General features: G+C 73.5%; 14 protein-coding genes. 5 read left to right on the forward strand and 9 right to left on the reverse strand.

The genetic code is table 11. From position 1 onward, the window contains the following. Positions 1–22 precede the first annotated feature (22 nt). From JD77_RS01905 to JD77_RS01925, 5 genes are all read right to left on the reverse strand, one after another. Positions 23–1,714, reverse strand: coding sequence for a bifunctional 3'-5' exonuclease/DNA polymerase (locus tag JD77_RS01905; protein ID WP_387226641.1), 1,692 nt, complete (start codon positions 1,712–1,714; stop codon positions 23–25). A gap of 144 nt (positions 1,715–1,858) precedes the next feature. Next, positions 1,859–2,815, reverse strand: coding sequence for a carbohydrate ABC transporter permease (locus tag JD77_RS01910; RefSeq protein ID WP_145772757.1), 957 nt, complete (start codon positions 2,813–2,815; stop codon positions 1,859–1,861). 13 nt (positions 2,816–2,828) lie between these two features. Beyond that, positions 2,829–3,770 (reverse strand): carbohydrate ABC transporter permease, encoded by a 942-nt coding sequence (locus JD77_RS01915; RefSeq protein WP_145772758.1) that lies wholly within the window; start codon positions 3,768–3,770, stop codon positions 2,829–2,831. A 43-nt stretch (positions 3,771–3,813) separates the two neighbouring features. Next, a complete protein-coding gene (gene ngcE / locus JD77_RS01920) occupies positions 3,814–5,229 on the reverse strand; it encodes an N-acetylglucosamine/diacetylchitobiose ABC transporter substrate-binding protein (RefSeq protein WP_145772759.1) in 1,416 nt (471 codons plus the stop codon). A 94-nt stretch (positions 5,230–5,323) separates the two neighbouring features. Further along, positions 5,324–6,280, reverse strand: coding sequence for a MurR/RpiR family transcriptional regulator (locus JD77_RS01925; protein ID WP_145772760.1), 957 nt, complete (start codon positions 6,278–6,280; stop codon positions 5,324–5,326). A gap of 199 nt (positions 6,281–6,479) precedes the next feature. Between JD77_RS01925 and JD77_RS01930 the strand changes: the two genes are divergently transcribed. After that, the gene (locus tag JD77_RS01930; protein WP_145772761.1) at positions 6,480–7,469 is read left to right on the forward strand and encodes an N-acetylglucosamine kinase; all 990 of its coding nucleotides are present in this window, start codon (positions 6,480–6,482) and stop codon (positions 7,467–7,469) included. A gap of 208 nt (positions 7,470–7,677) precedes the next feature. Further along, a complete protein-coding gene (locus JD77_RS01935) occupies positions 7,678–10,104 on the forward strand; it encodes an ATP-binding protein (protein WP_170286359.1) in 2,427 nt (808 codons plus the stop codon). A 7-nt stretch (positions 10,105–10,111) separates the two neighbouring features. Here JD77_RS01935 and JD77_RS01940 read toward each other — a convergent pair whose 3' ends face one another. Genes JD77_RS01940 through ngcE (JD77_RS01950) form a run of 3 tightly spaced genes read right to left on the reverse strand, consistent with a single transcriptional unit; the run spans position 10,112 to position 13,393 of the window. Then, positions 10,112–11,017: a carbohydrate ABC transporter permease gene (locus tag JD77_RS01940; protein ID WP_145772763.1), complete on the reverse strand. Its 906-nt coding sequence runs from the start codon at positions 11,015–11,017 to the stop codon at positions 10,112–10,114. Next, positions 11,014–11,922, reverse strand: a complete 909-nt coding sequence (locus JD77_RS01945; protein WP_145772764.1) for a carbohydrate ABC transporter permease — start codon at positions 11,920–11,922, stop codon at positions 11,014–11,016. Before JD77_RS01945 ends, JD77_RS01940 begins: the two co-directional genes overlap by 4 nt. Positions 11,923–11,977: 55 nt before the next feature. Then, positions 11,978–13,393 (reverse strand): N-acetylglucosamine/diacetylchitobiose ABC transporter substrate-binding protein, encoded by a 1,416-nt coding sequence (ngcE, locus tag JD77_RS01950; RefSeq protein WP_145772765.1) that lies wholly within the window; start codon positions 13,391–13,393, stop codon positions 11,978–11,980. Between the two features lie 201 nt (positions 13,394–13,594). Here ngcE (JD77_RS01950) and JD77_RS01955 point away from each other — a divergent pair, with 201 nt between their 5' ends. Then, positions 13,595–15,040, forward strand: a complete 1,446-nt coding sequence (locus JD77_RS01955; protein ID WP_145772766.1) for an acyltransferase family protein — start codon at positions 13,595–13,597, stop codon at positions 15,038–15,040. A 60-nt stretch (positions 15,041–15,100) separates the two neighbouring features. Then, positions 15,101–16,072, forward strand: a complete 972-nt coding sequence (locus tag JD77_RS01960; protein WP_246140497.1) for a hypothetical protein — start codon at positions 15,101–15,103, stop codon at positions 16,070–16,072. Positions 16,073–16,371: 299 nt separating this feature from the next. Here JD77_RS01960 and murD read toward each other — a convergent pair whose 3' ends face one another. Further along, positions 16,372–17,721 carry a UDP-N-acetylmuramoyl-L-alanine--D-glutamate ligase gene (gene murD / locus JD77_RS01965; protein WP_145772767.1) on the reverse strand — a complete coding sequence of 450 codons (1,350 nt, stop codon included), beginning with the start codon at positions 17,719–17,721 and terminating at the stop codon, positions 16,372–16,374. A gap of 72 nt (positions 17,722–17,793) precedes the next feature. On the opposite strand from murD, the gene JD77_RS01970 reads away from it, so the two are divergent. Next, positions 17,794–19,119, forward strand: a complete 1,326-nt coding sequence (locus tag JD77_RS01970; protein ID WP_387226653.1) for a MurL-like N-terminal domain-containing — start codon at positions 17,794–17,796, stop codon at positions 19,117–19,119. The last annotated feature ends 7 nt before the right edge of the window (positions 19,120–19,126 follow it).

The raw sequence follows: 19,126 nt of genomic DNA on the forward strand, positions 1-19,126 counted from the left end.
GTTCTCGGCCGCCGACCCGCCCTCAGTCGGCGTCGGCGTAGCACTCCACGACGGACAGGTCCAGGGGGAACCGGACCGGGGTGTCGCCGAACAGCAGGGCGGTCGCCCGCGCGCCGCTGTCGCGCACCGTTTCGGCCACCGCGTCGGCCTGCTCGGCCGGGCAGTGCACCACCACCTCGTCGTGCTGGAAGAAGACCAGCTCGGCATCGGTGCCGGCGAGAGCCGTGCGCAGCGTGGCGAGCAGCGTGGAGGCCCACTCGGCGGCCGTGGCCTGGATGACGAAGTTGCGGGTGAACCGGCCCCGGGACCGGGCCGCCCGGGCCCGGGGCCCCTGCGGGTCGGCCGCCGCGTCCGGGTCCGCGCCGGCGTCGTCGCCGTCGCCGTCGCCGTCGGCGAACCCGACCGCCCCCGGCGGACACGTCCGGCCCAGCCAGGACCGGACCAGCCCGCCGGCCTCCCCGGTGCGGGCCGCCGCCTCGACGTATCCGAAGGCGGTCGGGTAGCTGCGCTTGAGCACCGCGAGGGCGGGAACGGCCGCGCCGCCGGTCTGCCCGTACATCGCGCCGAGCAGGGCCACCTTGGCCCGGGCCCGATCGCCGCCGAAGGCGTCCTGGGCGAGGGCGGCGTAGAGGTCGCCGGCACCGCCCGCGGCGGCGAGCCGGGCGTCGCCGGAGACCGCGGCGAGCACGCGCGGCTCCAACTGGCCCGCGTCGGCGACCACGAACCGCCAGCCCGGGTCGGCCACCACCGCCCGGCGGATCACCTTCGGGATCTGCAACGCCCCGCCGCCCCGGGTGGCCCACCGGCCGGAGACCACCCCGCCCGGGACGTACTCGGGGTGGAACCGCCCGCCGCGCACCCAGGCGTCCCGCCACGCCCAGCCGTGCGCCGTCCAGATCCGGTAGAGCTCCTTGTGCTCCAGCACCAGCGGCACCGCCGGATGGTCCACCCCGCGCAGCACCCAGGCCCGGGTGTTCGGCAACTCGACACCCGCGCGGGCGAACGCCCTCAGCAGCTCGGCCGGGGAGTCGGCGTGCAGCTGGCGCAGCCCGAACGCCTCGGCGATCCGCGCGGCCAGCTCGGCCAGCCGGCGGGGCGGGCCGCCGACCGGGGACGGCTCGCCCAGCAGCTCGGTGAGGAGGGCGTCGTGCACGTCGGCCCGCCACGGCAGGCCGGCGGCGCCCATCTCGGCCGCGATCAGGGCGCCGGCCGACTCGGCGGCGACCAGCAGCCGGAACCGGCCGGGATGGTCGGTGGCGGCGACGCGGGCGAGCTGGTCGGCGTACACCCGGGTGAGGGCCTCGACGCCCGGGCCCGGCAGACCGGGCGGCGTGTCGAAGAGCGCGCCCTGGCCATGGCCGGGCGGCTCGGCCGGACGAGCCGGCGGGTCGGGGGGCACCGGCGCGCCGGTCAGCCGCGCCCACGCGGCGGCGCAGGAGCGCGGCTCGCCCCACCGGCCGGCGTAGCCGAGCAGCAGCGCCTCGGTCAGCTCGACGTCGTGGCAGCGGTCGAGCCGGACCCCCGCGCGCAGCAGGGCCGGGTAGACGGCCGCCCCGGAGGCCCAGACCCAGCGGGGGTGCCCGGCGGCCTCGCGGGCGGCCACCGCGGCGGCCAGGTCTGCCGCCGGCTCGGCCGGGCCGGCGGGCCGGCCGTCGGCGCCGAGCGGCTGCAGCACGCCGCCGCCCCGCTCGTCCGACACCACCGCCACCAGCACAGGCGCGATTCTGCCTCGCCCCTGCGACACTCCCCGCGCCCCGGGCCCGCCCGGCGGCCTCTCACCCGGCAATAGTGGCCATTCCGGGTCGAATGACCACTATTGCCGTGAATCTGCGCGCTCGCCGAGGGTCCGGCGTCCGCGCTATTTGCTGACGCCGGCCGTCAGGCCGGACTGGACCTGCCGCTGGAACACGATGTACACGATCAGGACCGGCAGCATCGCCATCGTCACGCCGGCGAACAGGCCGCTCCAGTCGGACCGGTAGCCCTGGTTGACCGACAGCTCGATCAGCCCCTGGGCGATCACCTGGTTCTTCGGCTCCCCCGCCACCGACTGCATCAGCAGCGTCGGCAGGTACCACTGGTTCCACTGACCGAGCACGTTGAAGATGCCGATGCTGATCAGGCCGGGCCTGGCCATCGGCAGCATGACGCTGAAGAACAGCCGGGTGTGCGAGGCGCCATCCACCAGCGCGGCCTCGGCGATCGAGTCGGGCAGCGTCTGGAAGAACGAGTGCATGAAGAAGATCGTGAACGACAGCGACCAGGCCACGTACACCAGGATCAGCATGAAGTGCCGGTTCGGGCCCAGCAACGGCAGGACGATGCCCATGTTGTAGACGCCCTTGAACAGCGGCACCGCGGCGAGGTAGATGGGCAGCGTCAGGCCGGACAGGAACATGTAGTAGATCAGCCGGTTGCCGCGGAACTCGTACCGGGCGAGCACGTACGCGGCCATCGAGCCGAGCAGCATCGTCAGGAAGACGCTGCCGGCCAGGACCAGCACCGTGTTCAGGAAGAACGCGCCGAGGTGGCCCGCTCCCCAGGCCCGGGAGAAGTTGTCCCAGTGCAGCCGGTCCGGGATCAGCGACAGCGGCTCCCGGATGACCTCCGAGTCGGACTTGAACGCCGACATCACCACCCACAGCAGCGGGTAGATCACCATCACGGCCCACACCACCAGGAACAGGTGGGAGAAGCCGGCGAAGACGCGCCCGCCAAGGTTGCGGCCGGCACCGGGCCGCGCCGTACGCCCTCCGGGCGGAGTCCTCCGGTCGGTGCGGGTCGATCCCTCGGACGGATGGGTCACCGTGCTCATCGTCCAGCCCCCTTCAGAACTCGATCCGCTCACGGCGGGTGATCCGCAGCTGCAACGCGGCCAGCAGGATGGTGAAGATCGCCAGCGCCACGCCCATCGCGCACGCGTAGCCGAACTGGCCCTTCTGGAACGCCGTGAAGTTCAGCACGGACGCGAAGATCTCGCTGGCGTGGTTGGGGCCGCCCTGGCTGGGCGTCATCACGAAGACCAGGGCGTACATGTCCAGCGCGATGAAGCCGAGGTACACCCAGGCCACCGAGACGGTGTCGCGCAGCAGCGGCAGCGTGATGCGGAAGAACGTGTGGAAGGGGCCGGCGCCGTCGAGGAGGGCGGCCTCGTAGATGTCTCTCGGGATCGACTGCATCGCGGCCGAGAACAGCACCATGTAGAAGCCGGCGCCGCTCCAGACCGCGATCAGCAGCAGCCACCAGAGCACCGCGGGCACGCCGAGGAAGGGCTCGGGGTCGGCGGTGAAGGCGATCGGGTTGTCCGGGTCGACCAGGCCGATCTTCATCAGTACGCCGTTGATCAGGCCCTGGCTGTCGGAGCGGTAGATCTGCTGCCACATCACGGCGACGACGACGAGCGACAGTACCTGCGGGAAGAAGAAGATGACCTTGTAGAGGCCGGAGCCGAACACGCCCCGGACGCCGGCCCTGTCCTCGCGTCCGCCCACGTTGAGCAGGAACGCGAGGAACAGGGCCAGCGCGATCGTGAACAGCGGCACGGTGACCAGGAAGAACACGTTGTGCCAGAACGCCTTCCTGATGAGCTCGTCGGAGAGCAGCCGGACGTAGTTGTCCAGCCCCACGAACTCCTGCCTGTCGGAGTAGCCGCCCCAGTCGGTCAGCGAGTAACCGGCCGCCTGGGCGAAGGGCCACACCACGTAGAAGAGGTACAGCGCGACGGGCAGGGCCAGGAAGCCCGTGACGAACCGCGCGACACCGTGCCGCATCTCACTCACATCCTCGTTCGACTCGGCGGTTTTCGTTCCGCCGTCAGGCGTCCCGGGTCTGCTTCTTGACCGACGGGTCCTTGGCGATCTTGTCGGCGGCCGCCTGCATCTTGTCGACGAACCCCTGCGCGGTGAGCCGGCCGGCCATCAGCTCCTCGGAGAGGTTCTGGCTCTCCTTGTCCAGGTCGGCGTAGAAGTCCCAGAACTTGGTCTTGATCAGGTCCTTGGGGGCGTTCTTCATCAGCTCGTTGGCGGTGGCCAGGGCCGAGTCCTGCACGCCGTCGCCGGAGCCCTTGGTGGAGGCGAGCGACTTGGTCAGCTCGGCGAACTTCGCGGAGCCGGACTTGGAGAGGATGGCCCGGATGAGCTCCTTGGCCGCCGCCTTGTTCGGGGCCTTGCTCGGCACCACCAGGCCCTCGCCGGCGCCGGCGAAGACGTCCTTGGGCGCCTTGTCGGTGGCGCCCAGGCCCCAGTAGTCCGACAGCTTCATCTCGAAGCCCGGCGGGATGGTCGCCGCCATCTCGTTCTTCAGCCAGGTGCCGACCTGGATGAACGCCGCCCTGCCGTCGAGCCAGGCCTGCTGGGACTGGGTGTGGTTGAGGTTGCCCGGCAGCAGCAGCTTGTCCTTGACCAGCTTCTCCCACGCCTGCAGCGCGGGCAGGATCCCGTCCGCCTTCCAGGCGTTCTCCTTCAGGTTGTCGATGTCGACGACCGCCTGCTTGCCGGCGGACTTCCAGATCGTCGCCATCAGCGCCCAGCGCGGGTAGTAGCCGTGCACCGCGTCGTGCACGTACGGCGCGATGCCCTTGGCCTTGATCTTCGGCGCGAGGGCGAAGAACTCGTCGAACGTCTTCGGCGGCTCCCAGCCCTCCTTGGCGAACAGGGCGCCGTTGTACCAGTTGCCCCACACCGTGAAGGCGACGTTGACCACGAAGAACTTGCCCTGGAACGTGCCGTCGGCCACGGTGCCGGGCAGCAGGGTGTCGGCGACCGTGCCCTCACCGTCCCAGGCCGGGGCGGTCAGCAGGTCGTCCAGCGGCTCGATGGCGCCCTCGTTGACCAGGGTGCTGATGTCCATGATGTCGGCGCCCGAGTTCATGATGAGGTCACTCGGCTGCGTCGCCATCTTGGGCTGCTCTTCGGTCTTGATCTTCTGCGTCGAGCTCATGTTGACGGTGACGTTCGGGTGCTTGGCGTTGAAGACGGCCTTGTCCTCCTTGGCCCACTGGTCGCCGAGGCCGCCGTTGAAGATCACCACCTTGACGGCGCTGCCGTCCTTGATGCCGAACGGGTTGTCCTTGCTCTTGGTGCCACCGGCCTCGTCGGACTTGCTGGGCTCGCTGCCCGCGCAGGCGCTGAGCAGGCCGGCGGCCGGGGTGACGAGCAGGCCCGCGGCGGCGGCGCGGCGCAGCAGGCTCCGGCGGCTGAGGTCGGCCGCGTTCTCGGGGGTAACGGACATCGTCGTCTCTCCTTGTGGTGGTCGGGTCAGGCAGTACGCCGGAGGTTCCCGGCGTATGGGACTCGAGGACGAAGCTGTGCTCGTCGGCCGCTGGTCATGTGCTCGCTCCCTTCGCGGCCTTGTGCCCGTCGACGGCCCGGGCGGTGCGCCGGAAGGCCGCGTGGGCGCGGTCGTGGGTGCGCTGGGCGACGGCGATGTAGAGCAGGTCGAGCACGACGAGTTGCGGGTGCCGGGCCGACAGGGCGTCGGGCCGGAAGGTGGTCGCCTGGCTGGCGGTGACCAGCACGACGTCGGCCAGCTCGGCCAGCGGCGAGCGGGGGAAGCCGGTGAGCGCCACCGTGGTCGCGCCGTGGCTGCCGGCCTCGGCGAGCATCTCGATGGTCTCCCGGGTCTGTCCGGTGTGCGAGATGCCCAGCGCCACGTCGCCGGGGCCCAGCAGGGCGGCGCTGGCCAGCCCCTCGTGCACGTCGCTCCACGCCCAGGCGGCCACCCCGATGCGGTGCAGGCTGAACTGCATCTCCTCGCCGACCAGCGCGGAACCGGAGGTGCCGAAGATGTTGACCCGGCTGGCGCCGGCGATGGCCACCGCGACCCGCTCCACCTCGGCGAGGTCGAGCAGCGCGGCGGTGTCGTGCATGGCCCGGGTGTCGGCGGCCATGAGCTGGCCGAGTACCCGTTCCAGGGGGTCACCCGGCTGGATCTCGCGCCCGATGTCGACGGTCCAGCCGGCGGCGCGGACCCGGCCGGTCTCGGCGGCGATGCCGAGCCGCAGGTCGGCGTACCCCTCGAAGCCCATCGCCCGGCAGAACCGGGTGACGGTGGCCGGCGAGGTGCCGCTGCGCTCGGCCAGCTCCACGATGGTCGCCCGCGCGGCGCCCGCCGGGTCGCTGAGCACGTGCTCGGCGACCCGGCGCAGCGCACCGGTCAGGTCCGCCGCGCCGGCCCGGACCCTGGCGAGCACGCCCTCGGTCGGCAGCGCGCCCCGCCGGTCGACCGCCTCGGCGTCGACCACCGCGGTCCCCGCCGCGGTGTCGACCTCGTGGTCAACCATCGACGCCCTTTCACAAAAGAGTGTTAACTGTTAGTGGTAAAATTTCTTACTAAAGGGCCCCCTCTGTCAAGGCCGTGGTCGAAGTTTTCAAACTGTTACCTGGCGTACCGCCGCCGGGCCGGCCCGGGATCTTGCCCCACGCGACCGGGTCGACCAGCATGAATCCGCCCGCCAGCAGCGCTCCAGGGAGGCCAGCCGGATGTCCGACACCGTCGTGGTCGGTCTCGACGTCGGGGGTACGTCCACCCGGGCGGCCGCCCTGACCCTGACCGGGCAACGCCTCGGCACCGGCCGGGCCGGCGGGGGCAACCCCACCAGCCACGGCGCCGAGCGGGCCGCCGCGGAGATCGGGGCCGCCCTGCGCGGCGCCGTGGCCGACGTGGATCCGGCCCGGGTACGCGCCGGCGCCATCGGGCTGGCCGGCGCCGGCCGGCTGCACGCCGACCCCGACGGGCGGGCCGCGTTCGACCGGGCCTGGCGCGACGCCGGCCTGCGCTGCCCGTACGCGGTGCACGGCGACGCCCTCGTCGCGTACGCCTCTGGCACCGCGAGCCCGGACGGCACGGTGCTGATCGCGGGCACCGGCGCGATCGCCGCCCAGGTTCGCGACCTGCGGCTGGACCGCGCCGCGGACGGGCACGGCTGGCTGCTCGGCGACGCCGGCTCGGGGTTCTGGCTGGGCCGCGAGGCGGTCCGCCGGCTCCTGGCCGACCTGGACCAGGGGCGTCAACCGGGTGCCCTGGGAACCCGACTGCTCACGGAGCTGCTCGGCTCCGACCGGGTGGCCGCCCGGCCCCGGGACACGGTGGACGCGCTGGTCCAGGCCGTCACCTGCCGCGCGCCCGTCGAGCTGGCCCGGCTCGCGCCGCTGGTGGTGGCCGCCGCCGTCGACGCGGAGCCGGTCGCCGTCGGGCTGATCGGGGCGGCCGCCGGCCACCTCGCCGACAGCGCCGCGCGGATCCGGCCGGCCGACGCGGTCGAGCCGGTGGTCGTCGGCGGCGGCCTGCTCACGGCGGACACCCCGCTGGCCACCGCCGTGTGCGCGGAGCTGGCCCGGCGCTGGCCCGGCGCCCCGTTGAGCACCGCGGGCGACGGCGCCGCGGCGGCGGCCTGGCTCGCCGCCCGGGACCTGCCCGAGGTCACCGACCCGGCCGCCCTGCACGCGCTGCTGGTGCCGCCGGCCGCCTGACAGGCGAGCGGCCGGCGTGGTGAGGATCGCCCCCGCTCCCCGCGGCGGCGCCGCTCCCCGTGTCCCCGGCGCTCGACCGCGTGCCGCCCGTCGCCGGGCGGCACTCCCCCGTCGGCCCGACCCGACCATGGTGGCAGCCCCGCCGGTCCCAGCCCGCGATGCTGGACGTCCATGGACGATCCTGGACGGGGCGTGGCACCATGCCCTCGTGCGTCCCGAGCCCCGCAACAGGTCCGAACCGGACGCCGCGGGGACGGAGCGCGAGCTGCTGGCGGAGCTGAACGCGCTGCGCGTCCGGGCTGGCCGGGCGCGCGGCAAGGCCCGGCTGTCGCTACAGGACCTGGCGAGCGCGACCGGCGTGCCGCGCAGCAGCCTCGCCAACTACCTGGCCGGCCGCACGGTCATGCCGCTCGACGTGCTCGACCGGCTGCTGCTGGCCCTCGGCGTGGACCCCGCGGAGGCAGGCGGCTGGGCGACGCGCTGGGAGCGGCTCGCCGGGCAACGACTCGACAGCGCGGCCGCCGACCGCGACCCGCGTGTCACCGCACCGCGGCGGCCCTGCCCGCCCGCCGAGCCGGCGCTGCCGGTGCCCGCCCAACTGCCACCCGTCACGAGTGCCTTCGCCGGTCGTCGCCGCGCCCTGGCGGCGCTCGACGAGCTGCTCTCCGAGGTGGAGGCGAACCCGTGCGCCCCCATGATCGCCGTGGTCACCGGGACCTCCGGCGTGGGCAAGACGACCCTGGCGACTTACTGGGCGCACCGGGTCCGCGCCCACTTCCCCGACGGGCAGCTCTACGTCAACCTGCGGGGCTTCGACCCGGCGAAGGCGCCCGTCCCGCCCGCGGAGGCGGTCCGCGGCTTCCTGGACGCCTTCGAGGTGCCCCGGCACCGGGCTCCGACCGGCCCGGACGCGCAGACCAACCTTTTCCGCAGCCTGCTGACGGGCCGGCGCGTGCTCCTGGTGCTGGACAACGCCCGCGACGCCGACCAGGTCCGTCCGCTGCTGCCCGGCTCGTCCGGCTGCCTGGTCCTGGTGACCAGCCGCAGCCAGCTCCCCGGCCTGATCGCCGTCGAGGGCGCGCGGTGCGTCCCGGTGGGGCTGCTGGGCGCCGAGGAGTCCCGCGCCCTGCTCGCCGGCCGGCTCGGCGAGCACCGGGTGGCCGCGGAGCCAGCGGCCGTCGACGAGATCGTCGAGCGGTGCGCCGGCCTGCCCCTGGCCCTCGCGGTCGTCGCCGCCCGCGCCGCGACCCAGCCACACTTCCCGCTGGCCACCATCAGCGCCGAGCTGCGGGAGTCCCCCCGCCGACTGGACCCGCTCGCCGGCACCGACCCCGGCATCGACGTACGGGCCGTCCTGTCCTGGTCGTACGCGCACGTCGGCGCCCCGGCCGCCCGGCTGTTCCGGCTGTTCGGGCTGGCCCCCGGCCCCGACATCGGCACGGCCGCCGTGGCCAGCCTCGCCGGTGCCGCGGTGCCCGAGGTCCGCCCGCTGCTGGCCGAACTCGTCGGCGCGCACCTGGTCACCGAGCACCGGCCCGGCCGCTTCACCTGCCACGACCTGCTGCGCGCGTACGCCCGGGAACTGGCCGACGCGGACCCGGCACCCGACCGGCGGGCGGCGACCCGCCGGGTGCTCGACCACTACCTGCACACCGCGCACGCCGCCGAGGAGCCCCTGAAGCCGCCCCGGGGGCCGATCGCGCTCGCCGACCCGGCGCCCGGGGTGACCCCCGAACAGATCGACGACCGGGCCGGCGCGCTGGCCTGGTTCGCCGCCGAGCACCGGGTGCTGGTCGCCGCCGTCGAACACGCCGCCGACGCCCGGTACGACGCGCACGCCTGGCAGCTCGCCGCCGCCTGCGTCAGCTTCTTCGACCTGCGGGGGCACTGGCACACCTGGACGAACACCCAGCAGGTCGCCCTGCGGGCCGCCCGCCGGCTCGGCGACCGGGCCGCCGAGGCCCACGTGCAGCGCTTCCTCGGCGGCGCCGCCACCCGGCTCGGCCGGTTCCTCGACGCCCGCGTCCACCAGTCGCGGGCGCTGGAGTTGTTCGGCGAGCTGGGTGACCCGGTCAACCAGGCGTTCGCGCACCGCGGCCTGGGTTGGATCGCCGAGCGGCTCGGCGACCACCGCACCGCGCTGGACCACGATTTGCGGGCCCTAAAGCTGTTCCGGCGCACCGGCCACCGCGTCGGCGAGGCGTACACCCTCAACTCGGTCGGCTGGTGCCACGCGCAGCTCGGCGACCACCGGCAGGCGATCGGACACTGCGAGCGGGCCCTGGCCCTGCTCGACGAGCTGGGTGACCTGGCCGGCGTCGCCATGACGCTGGACAGCCTCGGCTACGCCCACCGCCTGCTTGGCGGGCACGCCCGGGCCGCCGAGCTGTACCGGCGGGCGCAGGAGCTGTTCGTGACGCTCGGCGACCGGCACGGGGAGGCCGAGGCCGGCGCGAACCTCGGCGACACCCTGCGCGAGGCCGGCGACCACGAGGGCGCGGCCGCCGCGTGGCGGCACGCGCTGGCCATCCTCGACGACGTCGGCGACCCGAAGGCCGACCGGGTCCGGGCCAGCCTCGACGAGCTGATCTGCGCCGAGCTGGACCCGGAACGACCAGGGACCGGACGGAGCTGACCGCCGGCTACTTGAGCTGACCGGCGGTCAGGCCGGACTGGACCTGGCGCTGGAACGCCACGTACACCAGCAGCACCGGCAGCACGGCGATGGTGAGGCCGGCGAAGAGCTGGGCGTAGTCGCCCGCGTAGCCCTGGCTGACCGACAACGCGGCCAGGCCCTGGGCCAGCATCCACTTCGAGTCGTCGCCCTGCAACAGCACCTGCGGCAGCAGGAACTGGTTCCAGTGGCTGAGGAAGTTGAAGATCGCCACGCTGATCATCCCCGGGCGGGCCATCGGCAGCATCACCCGGAAGAACAGCCGGAAGTGGCCGCAGCCGTCGACCAGCGCCGCCTCCGCCACCGACGTGGGCAGGGTGCGGAAGAACGCGGTGAGGAAGAAGACCGTGAACGGCAGCGAGTACGCGGCGTAGACCAGGACCAACCCCGTCCAGGTGCCGAACAGCCCGGCGTTGCGCACGACGAAGAACAGCGGCACCAGGGCCAGGAAGACCGGGAACATCAGGCCGCCGACGAACAGGTAGTAGGCGAGCTGCCGGCCCCGGAACTCGTACCGGGCGAAGACGTACGCGGCGGTGGCGCCCATCAGCATGGTGAGGGCGACCGAGCCGGTGACGACGATCGCGCTGTTGAGGAAGTACCGGCCGATGTGCGCCGTGGTCCACGCCCGGGCCCAGTTGTCGAACCGCAGCTCGCCGGGCAGCCCCCACGGGTCGGCCAGGATCTCCGCGTTGCTCTTGAACGAGCTGAGGAACATCCACAGCAGCGGCAGCACGGTCAGCGCGCCCCAGAACAGCAGGAAGCCGTGCGAGAGGGCGTTCACCACGCCCAGGTCGCGGCGGACGGCCCGGTCCGCACCGGCGGCCCGGCCCCGGTCGGCGGCGACGCCGGAGGGCTTGTCGAGGGTGGTCACGACAGTTCGATCCGTTCCCGTCGGCCGACCCGCAGCGCCAGCACGGCCACCGACAGGGTCAGGAAGAACATCACCACGCCGATCGCCGACGCGTAGCCGAACTTGGTCTCGCTGCCGAACGCGGTGTCGTACAGGCGCACGCCGATGACGTCGGAGGAGAAGTTGGGGCCGCCGTTGGTCATCAGCTGGACCAGGATGAACCCGTCCAGCGCGGCGATGGCCAGGTAGATCCAGGCGACCTGCACGGTGTCCCAGAGCAGCGGAATGGTGATCCGGCGCAGTGTCGCCCAGCGGGACGCGCCGTCGAGCAGCACCGCCTCGTAGATCTCCCGGGGGATCGCCGACATGGCGGCGCCGAAGAGCACCACGTAGAACCCGACGTTGGCCCAGACCATCACCGCCAGCACGCACCAGAACGCGAAGCGCGGGTCCCCGAGCCAGGGCGGGGCGGGCAGCCCGACCGCGCGCATGATGCCGTTGAGCAGGCCGGCGTTGGGCTGGTAGACCTCCTTCCACAGCGCCGCGATGATCACCACCGAGAGCACCTGCGGGAAGAAGTACACGGTGCGGTAGAACGCGCTGCCACGTACCCCGGTGACCCCGGCCCGGCCCCGGCGTCCGCCCATGCTGAGCATGGTGGCGAAGAACAGGCCGAACACGATGGTCAGCACCGGCAGCACGACGAGCAGGATCGCATTGTTCTTCAACGCGTTCCAGACGTACTCGTCGTGCCACATGGCCCGGAAGTTGGCCAGGCCCACCGGGTTGGCCTCCGCCGAGTAGCCCAGCCAGTCGGTGGTGGAGATCTGGAACGCCTGCAGGTACGGCGAGACGACGAAGACGACGTACAGCAGCAGCGGCGGCACCAGGAAGGTGACGATCAGCGGGTACTTGCCGTGTTTCATTGGCCTACTCTCCAGCGGCGGCCGGGCGGGGCGGCGCCCCGCCCGGCCGGGGGTGTCAGGCGGCCCGCTTGTACTTCTTGATGGAGCTGTCCTGCGCGATCGAGTCGGCGCCCTTCTGGCACTGGTCCAGGAACTCCGCCGGGCCGATGCGCCCGCTGAAGAACTCGCCGCACGCGGCGTCGACGAGGTTGCGCTCCAGCTTGCGGTAGTAGTTGTTGTAGACCCAGTTGAAGCCGTTGGTCCCGGACGCGTCCAGCGCCCTGACCACGGTGGTGAGCCCGAACGGCAGCTCCACGCCCTCGGCGGCGCCGGCCACCACGGTGAGGCTGGCGACCTTCTTCGTGAAGTCCTGGGCGCCCTTCTTGGACAGCATGGTCCGGAAGTAGTCCAGGCCGCCCGCGACGTTCTTCGCCTTGGCCGGCACCATGAACGGCTCGCCGGCGGTGCCGCGGACCGCCTCGAACGGCAGCTTGTCGCCGCTGCCCAGGCTCGGGGTCGGCGCCACGGTCATGTTGAACCCGGCCGGGGTGACCGACTTCTGCTCGTTCTCCAGCCAGGATCCGCAGGAGATGAAGGCGGCCTTGCCCTGGCACCACGCGGTCTGCGACTGGACGTGGTCCAGCCCGGGCGTGCCGTCGAGGATGAACTTGTCCTTGACGATCTGGTGCCAGGCGTCGGCAGCGGCCTTCATCGCGTCGGACTTCCAGGCGTTGGGCTCCAGGTTGTCGATCGCGAGGGCCACCGAGGGGCCGCCGAACTTGATCGCGGTGGAGATCACCGGCCAGCTCATGTAGCGGGGGTGCTTGCCCGCGTACGTCCAGGGGGCGATGCCGGCGGCCTTGATCTTCTTGCACAGGGCGATGTGCTCGTCCCAGGTCTTCGCGTACTCCCAGCCGCGGTCGGCGAAGAGCTTGGTGGAGTGCCAGATGCCGTACACGGTGTAGGTGTAGTTCATCACCAGGAACGTGCCGTCGTACGAGCCGACCTCCACCGTGCCCGGCAGCAGCGTCTCCTTGACGGTCTTGCCGGGGATGTCGAGGCTCGGGGCGGAGAGCAGCTCGCCGAGGTCGGCGAGGGCGTTCTGGGAGACCAGGCCGTTGAAGTCGATCTGGTCCTTGCCGGAGTTGTTGACCACGTCCGGCGGGGTGCCGTCGACGAACCGCGGCTGGAGGGTCTTGGCGATCTCCTGGGTGGCCGAGTGTTTGATCTTCGCCTTCGGGTACCGCTCGGTGTACATGGCCTCGTGGGCCTTGGCGTAGTCCTCGCCGAACCCGCCGTTGAAGATCATGACCTCCAGCGGGGCGTCCTCCTTCACGCCCAGCGGGTTCTGCTCGCTCTTCGTGCCCTTGTACACCTCGGTGCCGCCCTTGTCGCCACCGCCGGAGGTGGCGCAGCCGGCGAGCAGGCCGGCGGCGGGGGTGGCCAGCAGGCCGGCGGCGGCGCTGCGCCGCAGGATGTCGCGCCTGTTCATGCTCTCTCCTCGAGTCGTTCCGGGCGGCCGACGGACAGTGGGGGGTGACGGCCGCCGCGCGAGGGGCGGGGGATCTGTCGCAAGTCTTCAGTTCACAGAATGTTACTGAAGAATTTCTACGGCAGGACCGCGCCGACTTCAAGACCGGACCACCGAACCGTTATCGTCCCCGGTCACCCGGCGCTCGCATAACCTGATCCCATGCGCCGCCTCCGGCAGCTCGCCGAGCGCACGCCGGCCACGCGGGAGCGCTACGTCGACCTGCTACGCGCGATCGCGATCGCGTTGGTCGTCGCCGGCCACTGGGCCGCCACGGTCATCGGGCGGGACGCGACGGGCCGGCCCACCGGCCACTCGGTGCTGCAGGACCTGCCGTGGGCGTACCCGCTGACCTGGGCGGCACAGGTGCTGCCGGTCTTCTTCCTCGTCGGCGGGTACGCCAACGCCGCCTCCCTCGTCTCCCACCGGTCCCGCGGCGGCGACGCCACCGGCTGGCTGCTCGACCGCAGCGCCCGGCTGGTCCCGCCGACGACGGTCCTGCTGCTGGTGCTCGCCGTCGGCGCGGCCGGGGCCCGTCTGTGGGACGTCGACCCGGCGTTCGTCCGTACCGCCGTCTGGACCGCCACGATCCCGCTGTGGTTCCTCGTGCCGTACCTGGCCGCCGTGGCCCTCACCCCGCCCATGCACGCGCTGCACCGCCGCTTCGGGCTGGCCGTGCCGGTCGCGCTGGTGGCCCTGGTCGCCCTCGGCGACCTGGGCCGGCTGCTCGGCCCGGCGGCCCTGGCCAACGGCAACAACCTGGCCGGCTGGCTCGCCGTCCACCAGGTCGGCTTCGCCTGGTACGACGCCCACGCCCGCCCCGGCGACCCGGCCTCCGGACGCCCCGGGACGGCCGGACGGCGCCGGCCCCTGCCCACCTCCCGGCGGTTCGCGGCGACCCTGCTGGCCGGCGGCCTCGGCGCGCTGCTGCTGCTCACCACCGTCGGGCCGTACCCGGTCTCCATGCTGCACCTGCCCGGCCAGCGGCTGCAGAACGACGGGCCGCCGAGCCTCGCGCTGCTCGCCCTGGCCGCCGCTCAGCTCGGGCTGATCCTGCTGCTGCGGGAGCCGGCCCGGCGCTGGCTGCGCCGACCGGGGCCATGGCAGGCGGTGATCGCCGTCAACGCCGTGGTGCTGACCGTCTTCCTGTGGCACCTCACCGCCGTGCTGCTGCTGGTCGGCCTGCTGGACGCGGCCGGGGCGCTGCCCACGCCGCCGGTCGCCTCGGCGGCCTGGTTCGCCTGGCGGGTGCCGTGGCTGCTGATGCTCGCCGTGCTGCTGGCCGGGCTGGTCGCCGTGTTCGGCCCCGTCGAGGCGCGCGCCGGGCGGCGCCGCCGGCCACCGCCGGGCGGACCGGAGCCACGACCGCCGGGGGCCGCGGAGCCCGGACCGCGTCACCCGCCCGCCCCCGGCCGGCCCCGGCACCCGGCCCGGACCGCGCTGGCGGCGGCCGGCTACGCCGCGGCGGCGGCGGGCCTGCTGGTCAACACCCTCACCCCCCGGGACGCCCCCGAGCCGCTGGGGTTGCCCGCCCCGGCGCTGGCGGCGTACCTGGCCGGGGCGGGGCTGCTGCGGCTGCTCCGGTCTGGGTGGGGGAGCCGAGGTTGACCATCGGCGCCGGGATGCGGATGTCGGCGGCGGGTCGGCCGGCACCGCTACCATCCGATCGTGCGGATCCGGGACGTGTCGCTGCCGACCGGCGAGGCCGGCGCCAGCCCCGAGGACCTGGCCGCCGGAGTACGGGACTGGGTCGACTCGGCACCGCTACGCGCCCTGGTCGCGCACTTCGGCGGCGACTGGCCGCCGGGCGACCTGGCGACGGTGCTCGCCCGGCTCGACGACTTCTCGGCACGACACTGGGACTTCCGCGGCGGCCGGGAGCGGCCGGACGCCCGGGAGCCGGCCCTGGACGACGGCACTGTTCGGCTGGTACTCGACGCGGCTGCCGCCCTCGGCCTGGTCCGTCCGGCGCCACCGGCCCGCCCCGCGTACGCGCACCTGGTGGTCCTCGGCGGGCTGGCCCGCGCCTGCCTGCGCCGCGTGTCCTACGCCGGCCACCTGCTGCGGGCCGGCACCCGGGTGGCGGGCGAGGTGGCCGTGCTGGGCAGCTTCCGTCCGCTCTCCGAGTGGGAACAGCGGACGCTGGCCGACGCGGGGCTGGCCCCCTGCGCCACGGAGGTGGACGCGCTGGACGCGGCGGTCCGGCTGGCGTTCCGGATGACCGCAGCGTCCGAAGAGGACGGTCACGACGGCGGGCACCCGCACCACTCCTGGTCGGCGCGGACGTACCGGCCGGCCGGGCTGCCGCCGGTGCGGGTGCTCGCCGCCCCGTCCAGCGAGCCCGACCGGCGGCGGGCGCACACCGCCGACACCCAGCGGTTCTGGGCGGAGCACGTCCGACTCTCCCCCGGCGACCCGGTGCTGCTGGTGACGGCCCCGATCTACGTGCCGTTCCAGCACTGCGACGCGCTGCGCACCCTGGCCCTGCCGTACGGCTGCGGGATCGAAACCGTCGGCGTCGACCCGGCGGTGCCCGACCTGACCCGGCTCCCCGAGCCGACCCTCAGCCCCGGCCGCTACCTGCAGGAGATCCGCTCGGCGATCCGGGCGATGCGGGCGCTGCATCGGGCGCTGCCCTGAGCCGCCCCACGGGCGTCCGGGAAGCGCCCGGTGCGGGCGTCAGGCGCCGGACCCGGGGGCCAGCGTGATGTTGGCGGCGGCGTACTCCTGGGCGAGCAGGTTGCGCAGCGTGCTGTCGAGCCCGCCGATCAGCACCGCCTGCGTCCCCGGCGACACACCGGCCTGGTCCTCGCGGCCGCGAAGAGCCGCGAAGTCAATCGCCCCTTCAGGGAGGCCGAGCACGCTCGCGGGTGCGACCGGCGGGAGCGGGCCGACGAGCCGGGCGTACGCGCACCGGCGCCGGCCGGGACGACCCTCGCTCAGGATGCGGCGGTCTCCGCGATGGCCTCGCGGAACGCCTCGGAGCGGTGCTCGAAGTTGCGGAACCGCCCGTAGCTCGGCGCGGCCGGCGACAGCAGCACCACCCCGCCGACGGGGGTCAGCTCCCGGGACAGCCGGACGGCGTCGACCAGCTCGTCGACCGTCTCGGTGCGCACCTTCGGCAGCCCGGCCAGCGCCTCGACGATCCGCGGCCCGCTGTCCGGGATGCCGATCACCGTGAGCTCCCGCTCCGCCAGATGCTCCCGCAGCGGGGTGTAGTCCAACCCCCGGTCGGTGCCGCCCACGATCACCGTCAGCGGCCGATCCTCGTACGCGTCGATCGCGTGGATGGCCGCGTACGGGCTGGTGGCCAGGGTGTCGTCGACGAAGGTGAGCCCCGACGGGTCGGCGATCTCGGCGAGCCGGTGGGCCAGCCCCCGGAACCCGGCGACCGCCGCCGCGAGGTCGTCGCGGCGGGCGCCCACGTCCACGCCCAGCGCCTCCAGGACGGCGAGGGCGACGCACAGGTTACCCTCGTTGTGCCGGCCGACCAGGGGCAGCGCCGCGCGCGGGAACAGCGGCCGCTCGCGCAGGTGGAACCAGGGGGCGCCGTCCGGGCCGGGGGCGACGTGGGTGGTGTCCGGGAACCCGGCGCGCACCGCCGGCCGGCCGCCCAGCTCGGCGGCGAGCCGCGGGTCGGTGCCGTTGACCACCACCGTCCCCGGGTCGTGCGCGATCAGGTTCAGCTTGTCCCGGTAGTACTCGCGCTCGCCGCCGTGCGCGTCGAGGTGCTCGGGGAACAGCGCGGTGACCACCGCCACCCGGGGCGAGTCGGTGAGGTCGGTGCACTGGTAGCTGGACAGCTCCAGCACGTACAGCTCCGCCTCGGGCAGGTCGAGCAGCGGGACGCCGATGTTGCCGCCGAAGACGTTGGGCCGGTCGACCGCGGTGAGCAGGTGGCTGATCAGGCTGGAGGTGGTGCTCTTGCCCTTGCTGCCGGTCACGCCGACCGTGCGGCGGGCGTGGTCGGCCATCCACAGCGCCGTGCCCTGGGTGACGGTCACGCCGCGCCGGCGCAGCTCCGCCATCCACGGGTGGGTGTTCGGCACCCCCGGGGAGCGCACCACCACGTCCGCGGCGAGCAGCCGCGCCAGCCCTTCCTCGCCGGTGACCAGCGGCGCGGCCTCCGCCAACGGCCCGTCCCACGGCAGCGACAGGAAGTTCGCCCGGTCGTTGACGGCGCAGAGGCTCGCCGGACCGTGCGCGGCGACGGCTGTCGCGGCGGCCATTCCCTCACGGCCGGTACCCCAGACAGCCACGGAGCGTCCGCGCAGGTCAGACAGGTGCACCAGTGATCTCCTCACTCGCAGGGGGACCGATGCGGACTAGTATGACCTGTGCTTACCGGACAGCTCGGGCGGATGGACGCCTTCACCTTTCCGTCCTACTCCATCGACCTCTCCACCGGCGAGGCGTTGTTCGACTACGCCCTGACCGGCCCGGACGGCGAGCAGCGGTTCACCGAGGCGATCACCCTGCCGCTGCCGGCGGACCCACCGTCGGACGCCGCCGTGGCCGCCCTGGGCCGGGTCCTGGAGCTGCTGCACGTGGTCGCCGGCGTGAGCTACTACAAGGCCGCCGCGCCGCGCCGGCTGGTGCTGCCGGCGCCGCTGGGCCCGGCCGCCGTCCGGCTGGTCACCGCCGTCTACACCAAGGGCCTCGCCGAGTACGCCTACCGCAACCGGCTGCCGCACGTGTTGGAGCTGGCCCCCGAGGTCCCCGCCGGCGAGGTCGGCCCGGTCCCGCCGTACGACAACTCGGACCGGCGGCCCCTGTCGGCCGTCGGCGGGGGCAAGGACTCGATCGTCACGCTGGAGGCGCTGCGCCGGGCCGGCTTCGACCCGGTGCCCTTCTCGGTGAACCCGAACCACGTCATCGTCGCCGTGAACCGGGCGTCCGACCTGGTCTCCCTGGCCGCCCGCCGCCGGATCGACCCGGCGCTGCTCGACCTCAACGCGGCCGGCGCGCGCAACGGCCACATCCCGGTCACCGCGATCAACTCGCTGATCGCGGTCGCGACCTCGGTGTTGGGCGGGCTCGGCCCGGTCGTGATGTCCAACGAGCGCTCCGCGTCCGACCCGAACCTGGTCTGGAACGGCCACGAGATCAACCACCAGTGGTCCAAGGGCGTGGAGGCCGAGGGGCTGCTGCGGGCGGCGCTGGCCGAGCACGCCGGCCTGACCGAGCCGTACTTCTCGCTGCTGCGGTCGCTGTCGGAGCTGCACATCGCCCGGCTGTTCGCCGAGACCGACCGCTACGACGACGTGGTGACCAGCTGCAACGCCGCGTTCAAGCTGCGCGACGCCAGCGAGCGCTGGTGCCGCGACTGCCCCAAGTGCCGGTTCGTCTTCCTGGCCATGGCGCCGTTCATGCCCCGGGAGCGGGTCACCCACATCTTCGGCGGCGATCTGCTGGCCGACTCCTCGCAGATCCCCGGCTACCGGGAGCTGCTGGGCGTGGACGGGCACAAGCCGTTCGAGTGCGTCGGCGAGGTCGAGGAGTCGGTGGTGGCGCTGAGCCTGCTCGCCGAGCAGGAGCAGTGGCGCGACGCGCCGGTCGTCCGCGCGCTGGTCGACGCGGTCCCGGCCACCGCCTGGTCGGCGGCGGCCACCTCCGACGTGTTCACCCCCGGCGGCCCGAACCACGTCCCCGCGCCGTACGCCAAGGCCCTGGCCGCCCTGACCTGACCGCGGC

It is taken from the genome of Micromonospora olivasterospora (genome assembly GCF_007830265.1).
In the GTDB taxonomy this organism is placed as follows: domain Bacteria; phylum Actinomycetota; class Actinomycetes; order Mycobacteriales; family Micromonosporaceae; genus Micromonospora; species Micromonospora olivasterospora.

Bases quoted from the DNA above. Each gene is read 5' to 3' on its own strand.
- JD77_RS01925 (WP_145772760.1), bottom strand. From the start codon at position 6,280: ATGGTTGACCACGAGGTCGACACCGCGGCGGGGACCGCGGTGGTCGAC.
- ngcE (WP_145772759.1), bottom strand. From the start codon at position 5,229: ATGTCCGTTACCCCCGAGAACGCGGCCGACCTCAGCCGCCGGAGCCTG.
- ngcE (WP_145772765.1), bottom strand. From the start codon at position 13,393: ATGAACAGGCGCGACATCCTGCGGCGCAGCGCCGCCGCCGGCCTGCTG.
- JD77_RS01970 (WP_387226653.1), top strand. From the start codon at position 17,794: ATGGACGCCTTCACCTTTCCGTCCTACTCCATCGACCTCTCCACCGGC.
- JD77_RS01930 (WP_145772761.1), top strand. From the start codon at position 6,480: ATGTCCGACACCGTCGTGGTCGGTCTCGACGTCGGGGGTACGTCCACC.
- JD77_RS01910 (WP_145772757.1), bottom strand. From the start codon at position 2,815: ATGAGCACGGTGACCCATCCGTCCGAGGGATCGACCCGCACCGACCGG.
- JD77_RS01915 (WP_145772758.1), bottom strand. From the start codon at position 3,770: ATGCGGCACGGTGTCGCGCGGTTCGTCACGGGCTTCCTGGCCCTGCCC.
- JD77_RS01955 (WP_145772766.1), top strand. From the start codon at position 13,595: ATGCGCCGCCTCCGGCAGCTCGCCGAGCGCACGCCGGCCACGCGGGAG.
- JD77_RS01945 (WP_145772764.1), bottom strand. From the start codon at position 11,922: ATGAAACACGGCAAGTACCCGCTGATCGTCACCTTCCTGGTGCCGCCG.